This is a genomic window from Phycisphaerales bacterium, assembly GCA_029268515.1.
In the GTDB taxonomy this organism is placed as follows: Bacteria; Planctomycetota; Phycisphaerae; order Phycisphaerales; family SM1A02; genus JAQWNP01.
The window spans coordinates 85542-105877 of sequence record JAQWNP010000006.1; the positions used below are offsets into that span (position 1 = coordinate 85542).

General features: G+C 48.3%; 14 protein-coding genes. 6 read left to right on the forward strand and 8 right to left on the reverse strand.

The window, feature by feature from the left end; translation table 11 throughout:
• Nucleotides 1-13 precede the first annotated feature (13 nt).
• Nucleotides 14-1231 carry a phosphoglycerate dehydrogenase gene (gene serA / locus P8J86_03270; protein ID MDG2053707.1) on the forward strand — a complete coding sequence of 406 codons (1218 nt, stop codon included), beginning with the start codon at nucleotides 14-16 and terminating at the stop codon, nucleotides 1229-1231.
• Nucleotides 1232-1248: 17 nt separating this feature from the next.
• Here serA and P8J86_03275 read toward each other — a convergent pair whose 3' ends face one another.
• The 4 genes from P8J86_03275 to P8J86_03290 form a co-directional block, all read right to left on the reverse strand.
• Complete coding sequence (locus P8J86_03275; GenBank protein MDG2053708.1) at nucleotides 1249-1575, reverse strand: hypothetical protein; 327 nt, start codon at nucleotides 1573-1575, stop codon at nucleotides 1249-1251.
• 129 nt (nucleotides 1576-1704) lie between these two features.
• Nucleotides 1705-3180 (reverse strand): sialate O-acetylesterase, encoded by a 1476-nt coding sequence (locus tag P8J86_03280; GenBank protein MDG2053709.1) that lies wholly within the window; start codon nucleotides 3178-3180, stop codon nucleotides 1705-1707.
• 51 nt (nucleotides 3181-3231) lie between these two features.
• A complete protein-coding gene (locus P8J86_03285; protein ID MDG2053710.1) occupies nucleotides 3232-4998 on the reverse strand; it encodes a cation acetate symporter in 1767 nt (588 codons plus the stop codon).
• A gap of 3 nt (nucleotides 4999-5001) precedes the next feature.
• Nucleotides 5002-5289 carry a DUF4212 domain-containing protein gene (locus tag P8J86_03290; GenBank protein ID MDG2053711.1) on the reverse strand — a complete coding sequence of 96 codons (288 nt, stop codon included), beginning with the start codon at nucleotides 5287-5289 and terminating at the stop codon, nucleotides 5002-5004.
• A 395-nt stretch (nucleotides 5290-5684) separates the two neighbouring features.
• On the opposite strand from P8J86_03290, the gene P8J86_03295 reads away from it, so the two are divergent.
• Both P8J86_03295 and P8J86_03300 read left to right on the forward strand, forming a co-directional pair.
• Nucleotides 5685-7136, forward strand: coding sequence for a magnesium chelatase (locus P8J86_03295; protein MDG2053712.1), 1452 nt, complete (start codon nucleotides 5685-5687; stop codon nucleotides 7134-7136).
• Nucleotides 7111-8847 carry a VWA domain-containing protein gene (locus P8J86_03300; GenBank protein MDG2053713.1) on the forward strand — a complete coding sequence of 579 codons (1737 nt, stop codon included), beginning with the start codon at nucleotides 7111-7113 and terminating at the stop codon, nucleotides 8845-8847. The genes P8J86_03295 and P8J86_03300 overlap by 26 nt, the downstream gene beginning before the upstream one ends.
• Nucleotides 8848-8924: 77 nt before the next feature.
• On the opposite strand, the gene P8J86_03305 is transcribed toward P8J86_03300, so the two are convergent.
• Nucleotides 8925-9386, reverse strand: a complete 462-nt coding sequence (locus tag P8J86_03305) for an NUDIX domain-containing protein (GenBank protein ID MDG2053714.1) — start codon at nucleotides 9384-9386, stop codon at nucleotides 8925-8927.
• A gap of 129 nt (nucleotides 9387-9515) precedes the next feature.
• Here P8J86_03305 and P8J86_03310 point away from each other — a divergent pair, with 129 nt between their 5' ends.
• The 3 genes from P8J86_03310 to P8J86_03320 are packed head-to-tail and all read left to right on the forward strand — an operon-like array spanning nucleotide 9516 to nucleotide 15839.
• Entirely contained in the window at nucleotides 9516-11462 is a 1947-nt protein-coding gene (locus P8J86_03310; GenBank protein ID MDG2053715.1) for a hypothetical protein, read from the forward strand.
• Nucleotides 11463-11512: 50 nt separating this feature from the next.
• Nucleotides 11513-14392 carry a PSD1 and planctomycete cytochrome C domain-containing protein gene (locus tag P8J86_03315; protein ID MDG2053716.1) on the forward strand — a complete coding sequence of 960 codons (2880 nt, stop codon included), beginning with the start codon at nucleotides 11513-11515 and terminating at the stop codon, nucleotides 14390-14392.
• A gap of 25 nt (nucleotides 14393-14417) precedes the next feature.
• Entirely contained in the window at nucleotides 14418-15839 is a 1422-nt protein-coding gene (locus P8J86_03320) for a DUF1501 domain-containing protein (GenBank protein ID MDG2053717.1), read from the forward strand.
• 7 nt (nucleotides 15840-15846) lie between these two features.
• Here P8J86_03320 and P8J86_03325 read toward each other — a convergent pair whose 3' ends face one another.
• The 3 genes from P8J86_03325 to P8J86_03335 all read right to left on the reverse strand — a co-directional run bounded on the left by P8J86_03325 (nucleotide 15847) and on the right by P8J86_03335 (nucleotide 20185).
• Nucleotides 15847-16824, reverse strand: coding sequence for a sugar phosphate isomerase/epimerase (locus P8J86_03325; GenBank protein ID MDG2053718.1), 978 nt, complete (start codon nucleotides 16822-16824; stop codon nucleotides 15847-15849).
• Nucleotides 16825-16848: 24 nt separating this feature from the next.
• Nucleotides 16849-19191, reverse strand: coding sequence for an NAD(P)-binding domain-containing protein (locus tag P8J86_03330; protein MDG2053719.1), 2343 nt, complete (start codon nucleotides 19189-19191; stop codon nucleotides 16849-16851).
• Between the two features lie 286 nt (nucleotides 19192-19477).
• Nucleotides 19478-20185, reverse strand: coding sequence for a hypothetical protein (locus P8J86_03335; GenBank protein ID MDG2053720.1), 708 nt, complete (start codon nucleotides 20183-20185; stop codon nucleotides 19478-19480).
• Between the last annotated feature and the right edge of the window lie 151 nt (nucleotides 20186-20336).

A 20336-nucleotide genomic window follows, 5' to 3' on the forward strand; every position in this document is an offset into this window, starting at 1 on the left:
AGGGAGAGTTAGCTTGGCCCGCAACCCACAAAACGAAATTCTGCTGCTCGAAGACATACATCCTGTAGCTGATGAGATTCTTACTGATGCTGGTCTGCGCATTAGGCGCCAAGCAAGTGCTCTTGATGCTGGTGAACTACAGAAGCTTGCCGCTCAGACTGCTTTCTTGGGAATCCGATCCAAGACAACAATCGATGAATCCGTACTAAAGGCCCTGCCTGATTTACTCGGTATTGCCTGTTTTTGCATAGGCACAAATCAAGTGAATCTAAGAACGGCTGCCCGCAACGGATCTGTTGTTTTTAACGCACCGTTTTCAAACACACGCAGTGTGGCCGAAATGACAATTTCAGAAGTCATTGCATTACATCGGAGGCTCTTCGACCGAAGTGCACGAATCCACTCAGGACATTGGTTTAAGTCGGCTCGTGATGCACACGAAGTGAGAGGTCGAACACTTGGGATTATCGGGTACGGCCATATTGGTTCACAAGTCTCTGTTCTCGCAGAAGCATTGGGCATGAAAGTTGTTTACTACGACGTTGCTTCGAAAATGCCGCTTGGCAATGCTCAGCCCATGGACTCGCTCAAAAAGGTTCTTGCCGTTGCAGATGTCGTGACACTCCATGTACCGGCAACACCTGCAACAGCTACCATGATTGGGAAGAAAGAACTCAGTCAAATGAAACGCGGAGCTATGCTGATCAATAATGCGCGAGGCAGCATTGTTGATATCGTTGCACTCGCGGACGCAATTAAGAATGGTTCTGTGGGAGGTGCTGCTCTTGATGTCTATCCCGAAGAGCCCACAACAAATGATGCACCATTTGACTGCATGTTGGCAGGCCTACCAAACGTCGTGCTTACGCCACACATAGGTGGTAGTACTGAAGAAGCTCAAGAGAGCATTGCACGTGATGTCGCACTCAAGATTGCTCGTTTTTTCAACACTGGCACAACCACCAATGCGGTTAATGTTCCAGAGGTAGAACTACCACTGCGCCGAGAAGACCAGCTTCGGATTCTGCACTTTCACCACAATGTGCCAGGCGTCCTTAGCACCATCAACGGTATTCTGGCAGATCTCAGCGTCAATATTAATGCTGAGTATCTACAAAGTAATGCTGACGTCAGTTATGTCATTCTCGACATAGATGACCATGATGAGTCCATCATCAGCACAAAACTTCAAGAGATACCAGAAACGATCCGCATTCGTTTTCTTCGTTGAGGCTGTATTTTAGATGTCTAGACAGAGAACCCATCATTATCGAGGGTTACTTCACAAACGAGACGATCAATCTCTGTTTCACAAGAGAGTGGGAAGAGCAATCTAAATGCCGTAGATGCAATGGGACTAAATGCGATAGGCTCATTCGGCCCATAGACATCACTGACATGCGAGATCAACTCTGTGAGACTGTTACTCACGTTGATACATGCCAAGTTATCTGCCGCGTAGAGGCCGTACTGCCCTAAGCCGATATAATCGATGACAAAGCCATCTGCTGATTCGAGATCAAACATACCCACCTTTTCGATCTTCAAGTAGTTGGAAGCACACATTGTAGCCATCAACCCTACAATCGCGAGCAATCAATTGATAAAGCTGTTTTACAGGTGCGCAGCATCTGCCTCTTTCCGATAATGAAGCAGATGCCTACACAATAAACCTATGTCAATAGGCGAATAACTTATAAAAACTTAGTGATGTTTTTCTGTTACTCGCGGCCACTCATCAGTCCGGAAGGGTGTCGCTGGAAGTTCACTGCCACCAATAAGATTTGGTTGCGCAGTATCACTCCATGCATAACGAACTGCGATGGGTTGTGTCACTTTGTTCGATGTGACCACCACTGTATTGCCATTAAGCACCGCAATGCCCGGATGAAAGACCATGTCTGGACCTGCGATTGTGAAATCGGACGGGGCTTTTCCATCACTTGTTGAAAGTTGACCAATCGTGTTTTCGAACGCCACCGAAGCCTTCGATCCCTCAAGAGTCAATGAACCAACCTTATAGTTCGGACTCCTAAAAGCAGCGCTCATTCCATAATCATTAGCAAGTGCCCATGCTGCTAATCGCTTCCCAACAGTCGTTTTATCTTGGGGATGAATATCTCCAGGATTGCCAACGTCCATCGTTACAACCATGCCCGTCTTTTTTAATTGCTGTGTCTTGTCCTGCGACTCGCGCAACTCAGCCGTCGCCTCTGGACTGTTGTAGTTGTAGGGTGCTATCTGCACGAAGTAAAAAGGGAAATCACCACTATCAAACTTTGCTCGCCAGTCTCTAATCATCTCTGGAAAGATGATGCCGTACTGCGCAGCGCGGCTGACATTTGACTCCCCCTGGTACCAAATCGCCCCACGAATTCCATAGTTGAGAATTGGATAGATCATTCCGTTGTAGAGATGAGCTGGACGATGATTATCGCCAGGTGGATCCGCATCCGTTCGTTTAAGCAACGGCGTAAGCGCCACGGTTGCCTCAAGGTGTTCCCTACTCATCCAGGCCTCTGCTACCGAACCTCCCCAATTCGTTGAGATCATGCCAACAGGCTCACCAAGAGCTTCATGGATTTCTTTTGCAAACACGTATCCAACGCCAGAGAAGTGAGGCACATTTTTGGGTGTTGAAATACGCCATGATCCGGTCACATCATCTTGTTTCTGAGAGGTGCTTACATGATTCACTTTAAACATTCGAATCCCCGGCACATCACCAGATGCTGATAGCTGCTCCCTTTTTAGAGATTGCCTTACCGGCCATTCCATATTTGATTGACCAGAGCAAATCCAGACCTCACCAATAACAACGTTGTTAACAACTTGTTCATTCTTTCCTGTTACCACAAGCTTCATAGGTTGCCCACCGAAGAGTGAGGGTGTGGCTGGAGTCATTGTGACCGCCCAACAACCATCTCCGTCTGCTCGCGCTGATCGTGAGATGATCTGATTTGGCTTGTTCTTTGGATCGGGGCCTAAGCGAACGATCACCTCTTCGCCGGGCGCTGCCCAACCCCACACATTAGCATCACCCGCTTGTAAAACCATATTGTCGCTGATAATTGCTGGCAGCTTTACATCACCAAAGGTTGCACAAGTACAAATAGCAACGACAAGACTTGTAACGACGAATGTATGCGACCAACTTCGGCCCACTATTTGGCTGATCATTTACAACTCCTCACTAAATGCACTTTCAGACAAACTCACCAAATCCATTGCTCACTCGGGGGCTCTAATTTCATCAACCAGATCTTGCACCTCTTGAGGCGGAGCCTTTGTGATCGAACAAAGACCAATTGCAACAATAAAGTTCAAGATCATACCGATCACACCAATACCTTCTGGCGAAATACCGAAGAGCCAATACTCTTTTGCATCTGGATCAGTATTTATAAACTTAAAGTAAATGATATAACATGCAGTAAACAGAATGCCGACAATCATGCCAGTAATTGCACCTGCTCGGTTCATTCGCTTAACAAAGATACCCATCAGAATTGCTGGGAAGAAAGATGATGCTGCAAGCCCAAATGCGAAGGCAACAACAGCTGCAACATAGTCAGGTGGGTAGATACCAAGAACGCCAGCCACAATGACAGCCCCACCAGCTGCAATTCGAGCTGCCAGCAGTTCATTTTTCTCTGATATCGCCGGACGAATCATGCCTTTAATGAGATCGTGTGACACCGCAGAAGAGATAACTAACAAGAGGCCCGCAGCGGTAGAAAGCGCCGCTGCTAGTCCACCAGCTGCAACAAGCGCTATAACCCAATTCGGCAGATTGGCTATTTCTGGATTCGCCAAAACAATAATGTCTCGGTCAATATAAACCTCGTTGGACGAGCTACTCGGCTCATTATTTACCAAACGCTGGCCATGCTCGCCTCGAAGTGGATCGCCATTTTCTGCTTCAGCAAATGCGGGCTTCTTTCCCTCGAAAACCGTACCTTTTTGATACGTCATTTTTCCATCATTATTTTTATCAACCCAAGTGGTCAGTCCAGAATCTTCCCATCGAGTAAACCACTCTGGACTTTCTACATAGGCTGGCTCACTTTTAAATGTTTCAAGAAGATTTGTTCGTGCAAAGACTGCAATCGCTGGTGCTGTTGTGTAGAGAATTGCAATAAATACAAGCGCCCATCCTGCGCTAATTCGCGCATCACGTACACGCGGCACTGTAAAAAATCGAATAATGACATGTGGAAGGCCTGCGGTACCAAGCATGAGACACGCAGTGATTGCAATAATATCGATCGTTGGCTTGTGGTAGTCCGTATACGATTCAAATCCAAGATCTTTTTGCAGGCCATTGAGCTTGTCCAGAAGCCAAGAACCATCTTCACCTTGACCACCCAATCCGATCTGTGGAATAGCCGTGTTCGCCAGCATCAATGACAGGAAAATTGCTGGCACCATATATGCAAAAATAAGAATGCAGTATTGTGCCACTTGCGTGTAAGTAATACCCCTCATACCACCGAGTACGGCATACACAAATACAATTGCCATACCAATAATGACGCCAAGCTCAATGTCGACCTCAAGAAATCTACTAAAAACAATGCCGACACCACGCATTTGACCCGCGACATAGGTAAAGCTCACAAAGATTGCGCAGACAACAGCAACCTGTCTTGCAAGCTGTGAGTAATAACGATCCGCCATAAAGTCGGGGACTGTATACCGCCCAAACTTCCTTAGATACGGCGCAATAAGCAACGCGAGTAGTACGTAGCCCCCTGTCCATCCCATGAGATAGACCGAGCCATCAGCACCTAAAAAAGAAATCAGACCAGCCATTCCAATAAAGGAAGCCGCGCTCATCCAGTCTGCAGCGGTCGCCATGCCATTTGCTAAAGGATGTACATGCTTACCTGCAACGTAAAACTCACCTGTACTACCAGCACGTGAGCGAATCGCAATAAAAATATAAAGAGCGAACGTCAGCCCAACAATCAAAAAGGTCCAGCCCTGCACACCCATCGCTTAGGACCTCTTTTCATTGCTGTAACGTCGATCAAGATCATTCATAAAAATGACGTATATGAAAATGAGTATCACAAAGACATAAATCGATCCCTGCTGAGCAAACCAAAATCCCAGAGGATAGCCAGAGCCAAAAAGTTTCCATTGATTCAACCAAGGGGCTAACAAAATGCCACAACCAAATGACACAAATGCCCATATGCCAAGCAGGCACAAAATACACACCACATTGGCTCTAAAGTAACGCTTGCGTTTATGGTCCAGATCGGTAGATACGTCTTTGCTCATAGCCACATCCTCAAGCGAGCACGTTTCGCCAAACTGGATATTAATCCTGGCAATGGACCGCTCGTGATTCAATGATCCGCATATTCACCCATGAGTATCCAGGACAAGTCATCCCATCTCGTTTCTAATGATGACCCTCATTTTAGTGACTCTGCCAGCGAGTGGGCGATGCCGAACCGGTTTAAGGTCGTTCTCAGACGCGTAAGCGGCACTTTTAAACCTTCTAAGGCAATGTGGCTGTGTCCCATGGCCTGCTTACGCTCTACCCCATCTAGCCGAGTTGCAGATCAGACTCTGATGGATTGAACGGTAAATAAGTATTGAAAAGACGCCTCAGGTACCTTGTTGGTTCTACCATCTATCAAACAACGATCAACCTGTTCTTTGAGGATGACATGACCCAATACGCACTTCAAAACCGCCCCGCCACACTCGCCCAACTCCATGACTCTGGCTGGAAAAGCCGCAGCGTCAAAGACGAACTCAGAGACAATCTTGTGGCCGCCATGGAGTCTGGTGAACAGCTGTTTCCTGGCATTCTTGGATATGACGATACGGTCATTCCTGAAATATTAAACGGTGTACTTTCGAAGCATGATCTGCTCTTTCTAGGAGAAAAAGGCCAAGCAAAAAGTCGCATCATGCGACTGCTGGTGAACTATCTTGATGATGCTATTCCATATCTTGATATTTCCGGATGCCCCGTTCATGAGGATCCAACTGCACCTATCACGAACGCTGGGCGAAGGTTGCTAGAGACAATGGATCCGGACGATATTCCAATTGCCTGGTGGCCAAAAGCGGATCGGTACGCAGAGCGACTCGCACCCGGAACAAAGTTTGCTGATCTGATTGGTGAAATCGATCCTGCTCAAATCTTATCAGGTGGCGTTCGCTTAAATTCTGAGGAAGCACTGAGCTTTGGTCTCATACCACGCATGCATCGAGGCATCTTTGCAATGAATGAATTGCCAGATCTTGATGACTTGGTTCAAGTAGGGCTGTTCAATATTCTTGAAGAACGTGATGTTCAGATTCGAGGCTACCCAATTAGTTTTGATATTGATGTGGCGGTTCTTTTTAGCGCAAATCCGTCAACATACAATCGATCTGGAAAGGTCATTCCACAGCTCAAGGATCGGATCGGAACAACCATCGTGACCCACTATCCTCGCGAACGGGATCTGGGCATTCAAATCACAACCGATCAAGCAGAAGCAGACGGCCTCTCTGATCTTGATGATCTTTATCCAGTCATGATTCCTCGTTTCATGACCGAAGTTGTTGAGCAAATGTCAATTGTCGCCCGTGCAAGTAAGTGGGTTGATCAAGCATCCGGTGTTTCGGCGCGCTTTAGCATTGCAAACTATAAGACGATGGTCTCAAGCGCCAGACGAAGAGCAATCCTTCTTCCAACTAATGGTGATAGACGACCTGAAGTTCCACGGATCAGTGATTTGGCTCACTTCCATGGATCCGCAATTGGCAAGCTTGAACTCGACATGATGGGTACCCATCAAATGTCAGAGCGACAGGTACTTGATGCCATCCTTGCACAAGCTGTCGGTGAAGTCTTTACCGAATATGTGGATGGATTTGGATTAACCGACATCACTGACACCTTCTCAGAAGGCATACGAATCGAAGTCGGGGACATGCTTCCCAGTGAGCAGTACGCCGAAGCAATGAGTCAGGTACCAGCGGCATGGGAAAAAGCTTTTGAGGTCAATGCCGCTAATGATCCAGCGGTAAGAGCTAGTTGTGTCGAGTTTGTATTAGCTGGACTCTGGGCGACAGATCAGATTAGCAGAGGCGTGCGCCATGGACGTGTCGAATATGAAATCTAATCCAGACCCGCGCCCACAACTTGGTGGTGTCGTCCACAGTTATCTTGGATACGATCCCAAGCATTTTCCTTCTCCTACCAAAGGTAGTGAAGATGGCATCGCCATGGCAGCGATGGACCATCTGATGCAGTTTGGAAATCAAGTGTCTTTAACTGAAGAGGAGCTTGCAGATGCTATCGAGATTGATCCATCTCAAATCTCTGGACTTGGCCCAAGTCTTGAAGCACTGATCGCTCTTTTAGAAGCGCGCAAAGCGCGTATTCTTGAAACCTTTGATCCAATATCAGCTTTTAAAGACTCAATCGAAGCCTACAAATTCTCGGCGCAGTCGATTCAAATGCCGAAAGGAAAACTCGCGAAACAAGTTGATCGTGCTATTACGAAACAGTCCATTCCAGAACTTGAACGAATTTGGTATCGGGCTGAGTATTCTGATCGTGATCTTGCCAACTCAATCATGAAGCTCATCAAAACACTGGGAACTCGACTGACGATCGAACAGATGCTTGCGCGCTATGTTTTTTCTGGTAATGAAACTCTTACAACGAACGAAGCAATTGATGTCTACGAAGAACTTCAAACAATCGATGAGCTGCTCAAGCAACTTGAAGAAGCCAAGAAGAACGCAAGAATTGGGATCATCAACATGGATGCCCTACGGGCTTTTGTCGATGAAGCCGATGTCAATGAGCTTCAGGAAATGCAGTCGACCATTGCTGACATGATAAGAGAGCAGGCTGAACTCGCCGGGCTCGAACGCAATGCTGATGGATATCAGTTGGGTTCAAAAGCCCTAAGAACCATACAAGGTTCGCTCCTCGACGAAATATTCAAATCATTAGATGCCTCGCGTTCCGGTCGACACAGCGGCCCCATTATTGGTGATGGTGTTGTCGAGATGGAACGCACACGCCCATATGAATTTGGAGATTCGGCAGCTCACTTAAATATCGCCAGAACGCTTACCAATGCTGCGATCAGAACCACTTCAAAAAATCTACCCTTTGGGGTTGGCTCTGATGACATCGAAATGCACGTAACCCGCAACAATCCTCGGGCAGCTACGTCTGTCATCATGGATATGTCGGGCTCAATGCGATCTGGAGGGCAGTACATCGCCTGCAAGAAGATGGCGCTCGCACTCGATGGACTGATACGCCGAGAATATCCCGGAGATCATCTTTCGTTGATTGAAATGTACAGTTTCGCGAAGCTTCGACATATATCTGAGATTCCCGAACTGCTACCTAAGCCAGTCACTATTCGCGACCCACTGGTTCGTCTTAAAGTCGACATGTCGAATACTGAAATCAATGAGTTCATGATCCATCCACACTTCACAAATATTCAGGCATCAATGCGACTGGCTCGCACCGTACTTGCCGGCCAAGACACTCCCAATAAACAGATCATGCTCATTACCGATGGTTTACCTACAGCACACTTTGAGGGTGATCACCTATACATGCTGTATCCACCAGACCCACTGACAGAAGAAGCAACCATGCGAGAGGCGAATCGATGTGCAAAGGACGGGATCACAATCAATATCTTCCTCGTGCCCAGCTGGAGCCAAAATTCTGAAGACATCGCTTTTGCGTATCGCTTGGCAGAGACAACTCGTGGACGAGTCTTCTTTACAGCCGGCAATGATCTAGATCGTTTCGTTCTATGGGACTACCTAGAACAAAAAAGACGAATCATTGGATAACTTCGTGTTTGCCTCGTCTCGCTAGAAATTGGCAACAACAGCGTACTTATGGGTCAATGAAAGCAAATGACTTTCTGCTAATTTACATCACCCCAATAGACATCAAGATTTGATAGATCACCTTGAGCAATCGCTTTTGCAAGCGTGCGAGGAAAGACGGGTTCTTCGTTTAGGTTTTCTAGCGGGATCCAATCGACACGAATTTGCTCTTCATCAGGAGCCTCCCCCATTCGAGGCTGATAGTCATCGGGCACATCACAAAGAAAGAGCAGCTCGACGTGATGCCGATCCTGATGCGAATCACCAAACTCATGCTTCGAACCGACGTACTCACGAACAAATCTCAGTGGGCCCACAACCACATGGGTACCAATTTCTTCCATGCACTCACGCTGCAGCGCCTCCTCAAGTGTCTCTCCCCTTTCCTGACCGCCACCAGGAAAGACGAACCAGTTCGCATCGCCAACGCGCTTCTCAATCAAGAGCACTTGTCGATCGCGGATGATGAGCGCCTTAGCGCAGTTTCTAATGTGTTTCATAAGAACCCGCATCCTACTGGAATCTATTCTTTGTTGCGGCATAGATCCCGATCTAGGCCCTCATCCATGTCAAAATCCACATGGGCCGCGGAAGCAGTTATTATAAATGACTCACTTCAGGAGATCACCATGACAACCACCGCAGTTTTGCCCGTCGACCAAGCCATTAACTCACTCATCGAGGCTCATGGACCATCATGTGCCGATCGAATTTCCCAAGGTGTGCAGCGTGTTGCTCGTCCTTGGACCGAAGCTGATGGCAATGATGATGAATTCATTCAGTTTTGCAAAGAGTACTTTGTCAGTGATGTCGACGAACTTACACGTTTACGTGATCGCTTCGAGACATGTCTTGAGCAGGTCGGTGGCCATCTTTACGAGATGCGTCGCTATCTTCGGCGCTGGTCAGATCTCCGGGGTGATGAGTTTGCTGGCGTCGATGACATCATGGCTACTTTTGATCCGGCCCCAGATCTTCCTGAACAGCTTTACAAGCAAAAGCTCGCATTTATTGCATTGCTCAACTTTGACCGACCACATTTAGGCCAGCTTTTAGAAGAAGGTGAGCACTGGACAGATGAGCAGTGGACTGATGCAAGAATATCTTTGGCATTCGGCCCACGGGTACCCGCAGAAATCAACGATCTCGCCCGAAAGGTGCGGCATGAAGCCAGAGCATGGGTGTCTGATTTCCATATTCCAGTTGGTTCAATGGTTGATGCCTCTGGAAAGACCTGGTTCGATGAAGATCGTAAGCTTCTTGCACATTGGCTGATCCGTGAGCAAATTAAAGCTGGATATAACGAAGAAGGCGGTATCGCTCGGCAGCGAGCACTCATGTGGGTCATGGCACGCCACATTGACGGCACCATTCCGACTGCCATTCTTAATGGCGAAGCGAAGGGTTTATGGAATCCTCAGGATAACACTATTGATGGAACACAAGCGACGGAGCTGATGGGGCTGACGCGTTACGATCACCTGATAGAAAACTTTCATGTCGAGCAGAGACTAGACGAATACTACGTCGAACACCCGACAGCAATTGCTCGTAAGTTTGAGCTTGCCCGTGAGATTCCAGAAGATGATGTCGAAGCACTACTTATTGAGCTACTGTCGACACCTGTTCGAAGTGATCTCGCAGCCATCTTGGAGAATCGCCTTGGAAGGCCGCTCGAACCGCATGATATCTACTGTGAACAGCTCACAGACGATCGTGCTGATGACGAAATGAATGCACTTGTGAAGGCACGGTTCGCAGATCACAAGGATTTTGAGTCGCAACTTCCCACACTACTTCGAGAGCTGGGATACAACGATGATGATGCAGACTTTCTTGGTAATCGCGTTCAGGTAGAAATTTGCAAGGGCGCCGGGCATGCGATGCGACCACTACTGACCGAATACAACGCCTGGCTGCGGACAAGTAGTTTAGATGGTGAACTGGGATGGGATGGCTTTTCCACCGCCATGCATGAACTCGGGCATAATCTTGAGCAGCTGATATCAAGCAATTGGGCGCCTCGGCCGGCACTGCGCAACGTCCCTAATACTGCATGTACTGAAGCTTTTGCCTTTTTATATCAATCTCTGGCAAGAAAAGTGATTGGGCTTGAGGCCACTGGCAATGAATTTCTCGCTGATGCCGCGCAAACCATGCTCATGGCTTGTCAAATTGCTGGCCCATCACTGGTCGAGCTCTATCTATGGCGATGGTTATATGCAAATCCAAAGGCGACACCAGAGCAGGCTCGCGCACAGACCATTGCAATTGCTGATGATGTTTGGCGTCAATACTTTGAGAAATACTATGGCCCTGATTCATATGCCATTTTAGCTGCATATCAACATATGATCATGACGCCTCTTTATCTTTGTGACTACACCATTGGTCATATCATCAGCCATCAGGTCCGATCTCACATGCAGGGCAAAGATCTTGCGGCAGAGACCATTCGTATTTGTTCGATCGGTCAAGTGACGCCTGATCTGTGGATGAAGCGTGCTGTAGGATCCCCTATCAGCGTTGCACCACTGATCGAAGACGCACAGCGCGCTATCCCGCACATTTCATAGTAGGAATCGCATCCACCTGCGATATACTTTCTAACTGGGAGATGGATGAGATGTTCGCCTCAGAAGAAAAGTATGTCTTGACTCGATTTGGCTCGATACGATCCTTCGCTTTCGGTCTGCTCCTGATCGCCAGTGGCCCCTTTGTTCTGCCTGCACACGCAGATCCTGAGCATGGCATTGACTTTAACCGAGATGTAAAACCAATCCTTGCCCAGCACTGCTATCTGTGTCATGGTCCTGACCACACGACACGCAAAGGTGAGCTTCGCCTGGATGTGCGAGAGTCTGCCACGACGAAACGACCCGGATTCGGTGCTGCAGCGATAAGGCCAGAAGAGGCAACCAAGAGTCTCTTGATTAGGCTTGTGAAAAGGCAAGACGAGTATCGTATGCCACCAATCGATCGCCCTAGACTAAGCGCACAAGAGATCGCAACTCTTACCGAGTGGATAGACCAAGGCGCCATCTACGATACCCATTGGGCATGGAAAACTCTAAACAAGAACGATACACCTCATGTTGATAACACTTTGTGGCCAACAAATGACGTGGATTCGTGGATTCTAAAAGGGCTTGAGTCGTCTGGGCTAAGTCCCGCACCACCTGCAGACAAAGCAATGCTCATGCGACGCGCGATGTTTGCGGTCATTGGCCTACCACCAACACCACAACAGATCGACTCATTTGTTTCAAATGCAGATCCTAATGCATATAACAGATTGGTCGATGAGCTCCTTGATTCCCCTGCCTATGGCGAGAAATGGTCCCGTCATTGGCTCGACCTGATGCGCTATGCGGAATCCTATGGCCATGAATTTGACTATCCGATTTCATACGCATGGCGCTATCGAGACTATCTGATTCGGACATTGAATGATGACTTGCCATACGACCAAATTGTCCGCGAGCATATTGCCGGTGACTTAGTAAGCGATCCACGTCTGCATCCACAGCGTAGAACCAATGAATCTGTGCTTGCAACAGGCGCTTGGTATTTGGGCCAAGCTGTGCACGCGCCCGTTGACGTACGCCTCGATCAGGCAGAACGATACGATGATCAGATCGACACCATGACCAAAGCATTCTTGGGTGTCACCATTAGTTGTGCTCGTTGCCATGACCACAAGTTCGATCCTTTTTTGACAAAGGATTATTACGCACTGGCTGGATTCCTTCGTAGCTCACGAGAGAACTTGGCTTATCTCGACCCAAATGCCACCATTCAAGAGACCATTCTTGAGATCATGTCAGTACATGATCATGTAAATAGCACCATTGATACGTCTACACAGATCCTGCCTGATACTGATCCAGATGATCAGTCCAACGATATTGTTGACATTGTGATTGCTGACTTCGATACGACTGAACCTAAGTGGTACGAAAGTGGACACGCTTTTGTGGGCAACCCCCATCCCATAGGGCATTGGTCTGGGCGTAGAGAAGGATCTCCACGGGTTGACAGAACCATGGTTGATAGTGGTGTTCTCTCATCGAAGCTCGAAGGGCGTTTCTCGTCACCAACCTTCGAACTCGCCCTGCCATTTGTCAACTATCGTGTTCGTGGAAACGGAGGACAGGTTCGACTGATCATTGATGGATACCGAATGGACATCCATAACCCTCTTCTCTTCGAAGGAGTGTCGCAAAAAGTAAGCGTTCCTGAGGAAGATGGCTGGACAACGATCTCGCAAGATGTCACTCGACATCTTGGCCACCATGCACACATCGAACTCATCGATGACGCTCCAGACGGTTTTTTGGCCGTCGATAGGATTTGGCTCTCAGAGACCAACCCCGCAGACGACCAGAACATGACCACTGCGGCGATTACGTTCACCGAAGATTTTGATGATTCTGAGATCTCGGAGAGCTGGGCAGAGATATCCAAGCTCGTAGAATCACTACCGAGGCCACTGCGGGCGATGACGATGCAAGATGGATCGCCAATGGATGAGTACATTTTTGTACGTGGTGATCATCGTGACAATGGCGGGGCTGCTCCGCGGAGTTTTATACAAGCACTTGGCGGTAAACCTATCAAATCGACTGGGTCAGGCAGATTGGACTTGGCAGATGATATGTTCTCCCATGCATCTCACTTGATCGCACGAGTATACGTTAATCGCGTTTGGCACCATCTTTTCGGACAAGGCTTGGTTAGAACCACGAGCGACTTTGGCGCCATGGGCGAGTCTCCGTCGCATCCAGAGCTTCTTGACGTCCTTGCTATAGACTTCATGAAGGACTGGTCTATCAAGCGTCTGATTCGCAAAATCATGCTCTCGAAGACTTATCAAATGGCTGCCATAGAGCATGATCCGAGAGCACGCGATGTCGATCCTGATAACCGACTTCTACACCACTTCCCGCTGCATCGTCTTGATGCGGAGTCAATTCGCGATGCTGTGCTAGCGATCAGCGGCCAGCTCGATACCACAATGTATGGACCGCCGGTACCCACACATCTCACCTCTTTTATGACGGGCCGTGGTCGTCCGGGGAAGAGTGGACCACTGGATGGTGAAGGACGTCGTAGCATTTACTTAGCGGTGCTACGTAATTTTCTACCCCCATCTATGCTTTCTTTTGATGTGCCAAACGCATGTACATCCGTCGGACGTCGCGGAAATTCCAACGTTCCAGCTCAAGCACTCGCACTTATGAATGGGCCTTTTCTTCGGGAGCAAGCTGACCGCTGGGGCGAGGCCATTGTCAGATCGATGCCTGACAGTCGACAGGACCGTGTCCAGACAATGTACTTGCAGGCCTATGCCCGACCACCGAAAAAACAAGAACTCGACCTCGCTATGTCTTTCGTGGCAGAGGTTGCCACCAATCAAGAGGTCGATCTTGATACCGATCCAGTACCTTGGGCTACACTTGGACATGCTCTACTAAACACAAAGGAATTTCTCTTTATACAGTAGTCAAACTGGAAGAGAATCGTTGTCTATGGCTCACTGCAAACGCTTTCATCATCAAGAGTATTCTCGACGCGCCATGCTTGGCCAGTGTGCTCATGGATTTGGAGCTGTCGCGTTAACGGGACTGCTCTGCGATCAAGCAGTTGCTGATGGGCATCGTGCTCATGCCCCACTACTTACCAATGGATCTTCAGGGGCCAAGAGTGTGATCTTTCTCTATATGGATGGAGGTCCCTCTCAGGTCGATACTTTCGATCCGAAACCTCGGTTGTGGCGAGATCATGGCAAGCCCTTCGCCATGGAGATGGAGCGTACACAATTCAACGACAATGGCACAACTCTTCGCTCTCCCTGGACTTTTCGAAGATACGGTGCATCGGGAATTCCCGTGAGCGATCTCTTTCCTCACGTTGCTGAGTGTGTTGATGACCTTTGTGTTATTCGATCGATGACATCGAACTTCTCAGAACACACCAATGCAAATTATTTCCTTCACACAGGCATGGGTATTGCCGGACGACCAAGTATGGGCGCCTGGGCCAGCTACGGTCTCGGACGAGCAAATGAAAATCTTCCCGCATTCGTGGTACTCAACGGCGGCTTGACGCCTCCAGGTGGACTCGATTGTTTTTCGAGTGGTTTCTTACCCGCGCAACATCAAGCATCGGTCGTGTTAGCTGGCCAAGGTGGATTTCCTAATATTGAACGACTTGAACGAAGTGCGGCAGACCAAAAGCACTCGTTGGACTTCATTCGTCAGCTTGATCAAGACTATCAGGAGAGAATTGGTCGATCCGATCCTCTTGAAGCGGCCATCGCTAATCATGAACTTGCTTTTCGAATGCAATGGTCTGTTCCCGAGCTGATGGCAATTGATGGTGAATCGAAAGCAACCAAATCTCTGTACGGCCTTGATGAAAAGTATGAGCCGACTCGCATCTACGGAAGGCAATGTCTACTCGCCCGCCGTCTTGTAGAACGTGGTGTTCGTTTTGTCGAACTCACCTGTCCTGCACTGGAAGGTGATCGATGGGATCAGCATGACGGGCTCAAAGAGGGGCACGAGAACAATGCACGTGCTGTCGATCAACCGATCGCTGGACTTCTCAAAGACCTAAAGAGCCGCGGCCTCCTTGATCAGACATTGGTGATCTGGGCTGCAGAATTTGGCAGAACGCCTTTCGCACAAGGTGTTGATGGTCGCGATCATAATCCATTCGGCTTTACGATCTGGATGGCCGGTGGTGGTATTCGAGGTGGAATGACCTACGGTTCAACAGATGAGTTTGGCTATAAGGCCATTGATCGACCTGTTGAAATTCATGACCTTCATGCCACGATGCTTCATGCCGTAGGCATTGATCATCGACAACTTACAATGCGGCATGGTGGGCGCGATATGCGCCTGACCGATGTACATGGCCACGTACTTCACGACATCTTTTCTTAAACGCGATTTAAGACTTTGCAGGTGATCTTGAAGCCTTAGGCGAAATCGCTACGCAGCCAACACTCTCAAGTAACTTCTTTGTTTTGAGAATGCCCTCTTTCTCAGAGACTTGCCCGCCCTCATATTCAATCCCAACATATCCGTTATAACCAGCATTGCGGACGATTTTCATCATCCGAGCATAGTCGGTAGTTGTCTCTTGTCCGTCAGCATCAAAAGCTCTTGACTTCGCACTCACTGCTTTTGCATAAGGCATCAACTCTTTGACGCCTTTATATCGATCGTACCAGACGCCTTCTGACATTTGGAAGTTTCCAAAGTCTGGAAGTGTTCCACAATTCGGATTGTTGACTTCACGCATCACCGCTGCTAACCACGACCCATCTGAAGACAGGCCACCATGATTCTCCACGATGACGCTCATTTTTTGAGTGGCACCATATTCTGCTAACTGACGTAAGCCATCAGCTGCTCGATGCATCTGCTCAGTTCGCGTGCCTTGCGAGGCAGCATTAACACGTATCGCATGACATCCAAGGAATTTGGCGGCGTGTATCCACTTGTAATGGTTCTTGACTGCTTGCTTACGTGCGACAGGGTCTGGATTCCCCAGTTGACCTTCTCCATCAACCATAATGAGCAAACTTGTTACGCCATGACTATCAGCCATATCTTTGAGCTTTGCAAGATACCCATCATCTTCCGCCTTACCACGATAAAACGTACTTACATACTCAACTGCGTTCAGGCCATATTCTTGAGCCGTCACCCTTGCAAACTCTAGTGGGTCGAACTCTTTGGCATTAATAGCACGATGCAGTGACCATTGTGCTAATGAAATTGGAAGCGGGGATAGATCTTCCGCTACATCATCTGCATCCCATATCGTCCCCAAGCTAGCCCTACTAACGATGCCAATGGCCGCAGCAGCGCTGCACCATTGAATCGCTGCTCTACGAGTTATACAGGTGTCCTGGGATTGCATAGATCAACTCCTCAAATCAAGGCTTCAGGAATTCATTCTACCCCCATTAAGGGTAAGTTCGACCTGTTGTACAGGAGAAGCTGATACACGGTCTTTAGAAATAATCTGGCCCGTTTTTCGATCAATCTGACCGAACGCCAAAACCCCTGTAGGGCAACTCTGAACACAAGCAGAACAACGCACGCATTCAGGATCCTCCATAGGAAGGCCCTTATTTGCAAAGTTCATCACATCAATACCCTGGTGACAGACCGTTGTGCATACGTTGCAGGAAATACACTTTTTCTTATCTGAAAGAATGCGGAATCGACTAAACCGAGCATAAATATGCATCAGCGCTGCGAGTGGACATGCGAATCGGCACCAGACGCGCCCGGAGAAATGCCAATAAAAGCCAACACCAATAATGCCCGCCCAAAACAGATCAACAAACCATACATAATTAAATACCGGGATACCTTCAAAGACACTGTCGTACACATCTCCTACAAACGATGTGGGCCAGATCCATGAAATGATTCTTGTGATCAAAAGGAACATTGATAGCAGTAGAAAAAACTGACCAATAAGATTGAGTCTATTTGCCACCGGACCATGCGGCATCTTCTGACGCTGCGTGTCACCCAATGTTTCTGCAAGTGCACCACACGAGCAAATCCAACCACAATAGGCGCCTTTACCCCAATAGCGAATGATGATGGGAATAATCACGAATGTCTGCACAAGGCTAATAGCAAGCCAAGTCCACATCGGCTGAGCAGTAAATACATTCCAGAAGAAGAGTGGCCACGCAAGTATTAAACCAAACGCCCGCCAGTACTCTCGGCCTTGGCCATAATCAGCCAAGGGAAACAACGCATCTGCGATTGGGCGGGTGAAAGCCAAATCGAAAAAACCATTATGACCAAGCCAAGGCAATAATAAATATGGAAGCAAGAACAGTGGGACAACCTGAAACGCCATCAATGACAAAGTTTGCCGTGTGATATAAGGCGTCTTTCGTCTACGAATTCGGCGGATTCCAAATATGACAACAATCGAGCTGTATGCAAGCGAGTAATAAAAGCCAGGCTCACCTAAGGAAATCCCCAGCGTTCCGATGAGATTTTTTGGATCCGCAAAAATGGGTCCCAACACGACCCACCAGGCAGAAACATTAAAAGGAAAAAGCCCTTGAGACGCGAATGTCTCATAGACCGGGAAGAAGACCCCATTCTTTTTCCAGTGGTAAATGAAAATCACCACAAGCAGAATGCACACAAATGAAACTATTCGAGCTGTTGTCCAGTCACCGAGAATTTTAATACCACTGCGACGAAGGAACCCCAGTGGCGCTTTTCTTCCAATCATTGCAAAGACGGCATCATTTGGAATACGCGTCTCACCTTGACGTGTTTTAAGTGACACCTCATCTGCTTCTATTGTTTTGACTTGGCTTTCTAGTAATAGATCAAGAGATCCATGTTTTTGGCCCTGCCCTAGGTAACTATCCTCATGGCTTTGGGTTTTTTTACTGCTGCTGGAACTCATGCGCTCAACTGCGGCAATGTTTTCTACTTTCGGTCGGCTTAACTGATCGCCTCGATAAGAAAGAGTAACGTGCGCTCCGCACTCAGCCAGCGCTACTGCCGATTCTGCGGCGCTATCCCCACCACCTACAACTAAAACATGCTTGCCATCATATGCCAATGGGTCATGGAGTTGGTTTGAGACCTTATCTAGATCTTCGCCTTCAACATTAAGCTGTCGGTAATCTCCTGTTCGCCCAATGGCAACAATAACAAATCTACTTCGTAAAACCTGACCGTCTTCTAAGTGTGAATTAAGTAGACGTTTTGATTTTTTTATTTCAACAACGCGACCTTTTATTGACTCTACATTGTGCTCACGTTGGAAATCATCGAGCTCTGCAATGAGCTTTTCTTTTGTGTCTGCCGCCTGATCAAACTGAAGAACACCCTCCGGAACCATCTGAGTCGGGTAGGTGTAGATTGGCTTGCCCTTTGGCATATTAATAAGCGTACTCAGGGTTGATGCTGATTCCACCATGACCGCTTGCAGTCCCAAGCGTTTGGCTTCCGCCATAGCCGCGACACCCGCAACACCTCCACCAATCACCGTAATGTCGGCGACATCATCTTGATTCACTTGCGCCGGAGATTTTTCTTTTTGCGATGCAATAGACTGTACTGCCCGCGCTGCTGAATCTGCGGCAAACTTAAGAAGCGGTATGCCCGCAAGATCGCCGACAATAAAGAGTCCCGGTACATTTGTCTGCCCGTTGGGGCCGATCTCAGGCTGTCGCTCAACGCCACCTGCTGGCCAGCGCGTATGAAGCCATCGGATGTACTTGTGAACCGGATTCATGAGGCCTTGTTCCAACTCTTAATGCATCGACATGAACGGCAGTCGATTGACAGCAACGATGGCAAGATCATCGGCTGAGAAGTCGGCCGATCATCAAGACAAGGTGAATTGAGTTTTAGTATACGCAACGATTTAATGGGACTATTACCATCCATCGATTCCTTGCATAAAGTGCCCTGTGACGCATATTGTGCCAGTCTAGGCTGCTGCGAGTCGCAGTCATACGCGAGTCCGACCCATGCCTATTTAAGAGCTACAACACGCACGCGGGAACATCGCTGACGTTTCAGTTTCCGTAAGGACGACCATCGGCAGTGCCAACGACTGTGGTCGCCATCGGTTTACTCTTCTCAACGTCCATTCCGGGGCTGAACACTGCCTGTCGATAGACGCCGCCCGAATAGTCCATGATATCGGTCCATCCATTAGCCCACTCTATGACTGCCTTGCCATTACTGAGACGCCATGTGCCAGAGATCTCTTTTCCGAAAGTCTTAATGGCCAGGCCGCTGGAGATCAGCGCTATGTAGTAAGGTTCTTTTGTATCTGGTGCTACGGATCTAAAAATACCTACATATCGCCGTGCCGGTCCTACTAACGGAATTGCCATACAGAAATTCGATGGTGGCTGAGTGATGAGGCGTCCAGGACGATAGGCCAGCTTGACTAAAAAACCATTTTCAAGTTGAGCCAAGAGCGTCATCCAACCACTCTCGTACATCGTGAAAACACCGTCTTCTGAATATTTCCAACGCCCTCGATCACCATACGCACCTGAAACACCACGCGCCCAACTTGAGATCGCAGTGCCATCTTCTCGAAAGATAATATTGAAGGTGTTGTTTGCCTCGTCGGTCACAATCCATGTTCCCTCAACAGGCAATTTTTCTATACTTCTATAGGGACGTTGGTACTCGAATGTCTTACGTACACATCCTGACAAACAGCAGATGAGGCTGACCAGCAGAATTGAACTAACAACGCGACTTCGCATAAATGCTCCTCTTCCTGGGCATCATGCCCTGACAATTGAAGATACCAATGATGGTACCAGCCAAGCTGCTGCTGGTGGGCCTCTGGGGTGCCAACCCTGCCCCTGGAGCACCGATCCTCTGGCTATCGATTCATAGAGGGCCTAGCGGTAT

Bases quoted from the DNA above. Each gene is read 5' to 3' on its own strand.
- P8J86_03275 (MDG2053708.1), bottom strand. From the start codon at position 1,575: ATGGCTACAATGTGTGCTTCCAACTACTTGAAGATCGAAAAGGTGGGT.
- P8J86_03280 (MDG2053709.1), bottom strand. From the start codon at position 3,180: ATGATCAGCCAAATAGTGGGCCGAAGTTGGTCGCATACATTCGTCGTT.
- P8J86_03285 (MDG2053710.1), bottom strand. From the start codon at position 4,998: ATGGGTGTGCAGGGCTGGACCTTTTTGATTGTTGGGCTGACGTTCGCT.
- P8J86_03290 (MDG2053711.1), bottom strand. From the start codon at position 5,289: ATGAGCAAAGACGTATCTACCGATCTGGACCATAAACGCAAGCGTTAC.
- P8J86_03295 (MDG2053712.1), top strand. From the start codon at position 5,685: ATGACCCAATACGCACTTCAAAACCGCCCCGCCACACTCGCCCAACTC.
- P8J86_03300 (MDG2053713.1), top strand. From the start codon at position 7,111: ATGGACGTGTCGAATATGAAATCTAATCCAGACCCGCGCCCACAACTT.
- P8J86_03305 (MDG2053714.1), bottom strand. From the start codon at position 9,386: ATGAAACACATTAGAAACTGCGCTAAGGCGCTCATCATCCGCGATCGA.
- P8J86_03310 (MDG2053715.1), top strand. From the start codon at position 9,516: ATGACAACCACCGCAGTTTTGCCCGTCGACCAAGCCATTAACTCACTC.
- P8J86_03315 (MDG2053716.1), top strand. From the start codon at position 11,513: ATGTTCGCCTCAGAAGAAAAGTATGTCTTGACTCGATTTGGCTCGATA.
- P8J86_03320 (MDG2053717.1), top strand. From the start codon at position 14,418: ATGGCTCACTGCAAACGCTTTCATCATCAAGAGTATTCTCGACGCGCC.
- P8J86_03325 (MDG2053718.1), bottom strand. From the start codon at position 16,824: ATGCAATCCCAGGACACCTGTATAACTCGTAGAGCAGCGATTCAATGG.
- P8J86_03330 (MDG2053719.1), bottom strand. From the start codon at position 19,191: ATGAATCCGGTTCACAAGTACATCCGATGGCTTCATACGCGCTGGCCA.
- P8J86_03335 (MDG2053720.1), bottom strand. From the start codon at position 20,185: ATGCGAAGTCGCGTTGTTAGTTCAATTCTGCTGGTCAGCCTCATCTGC.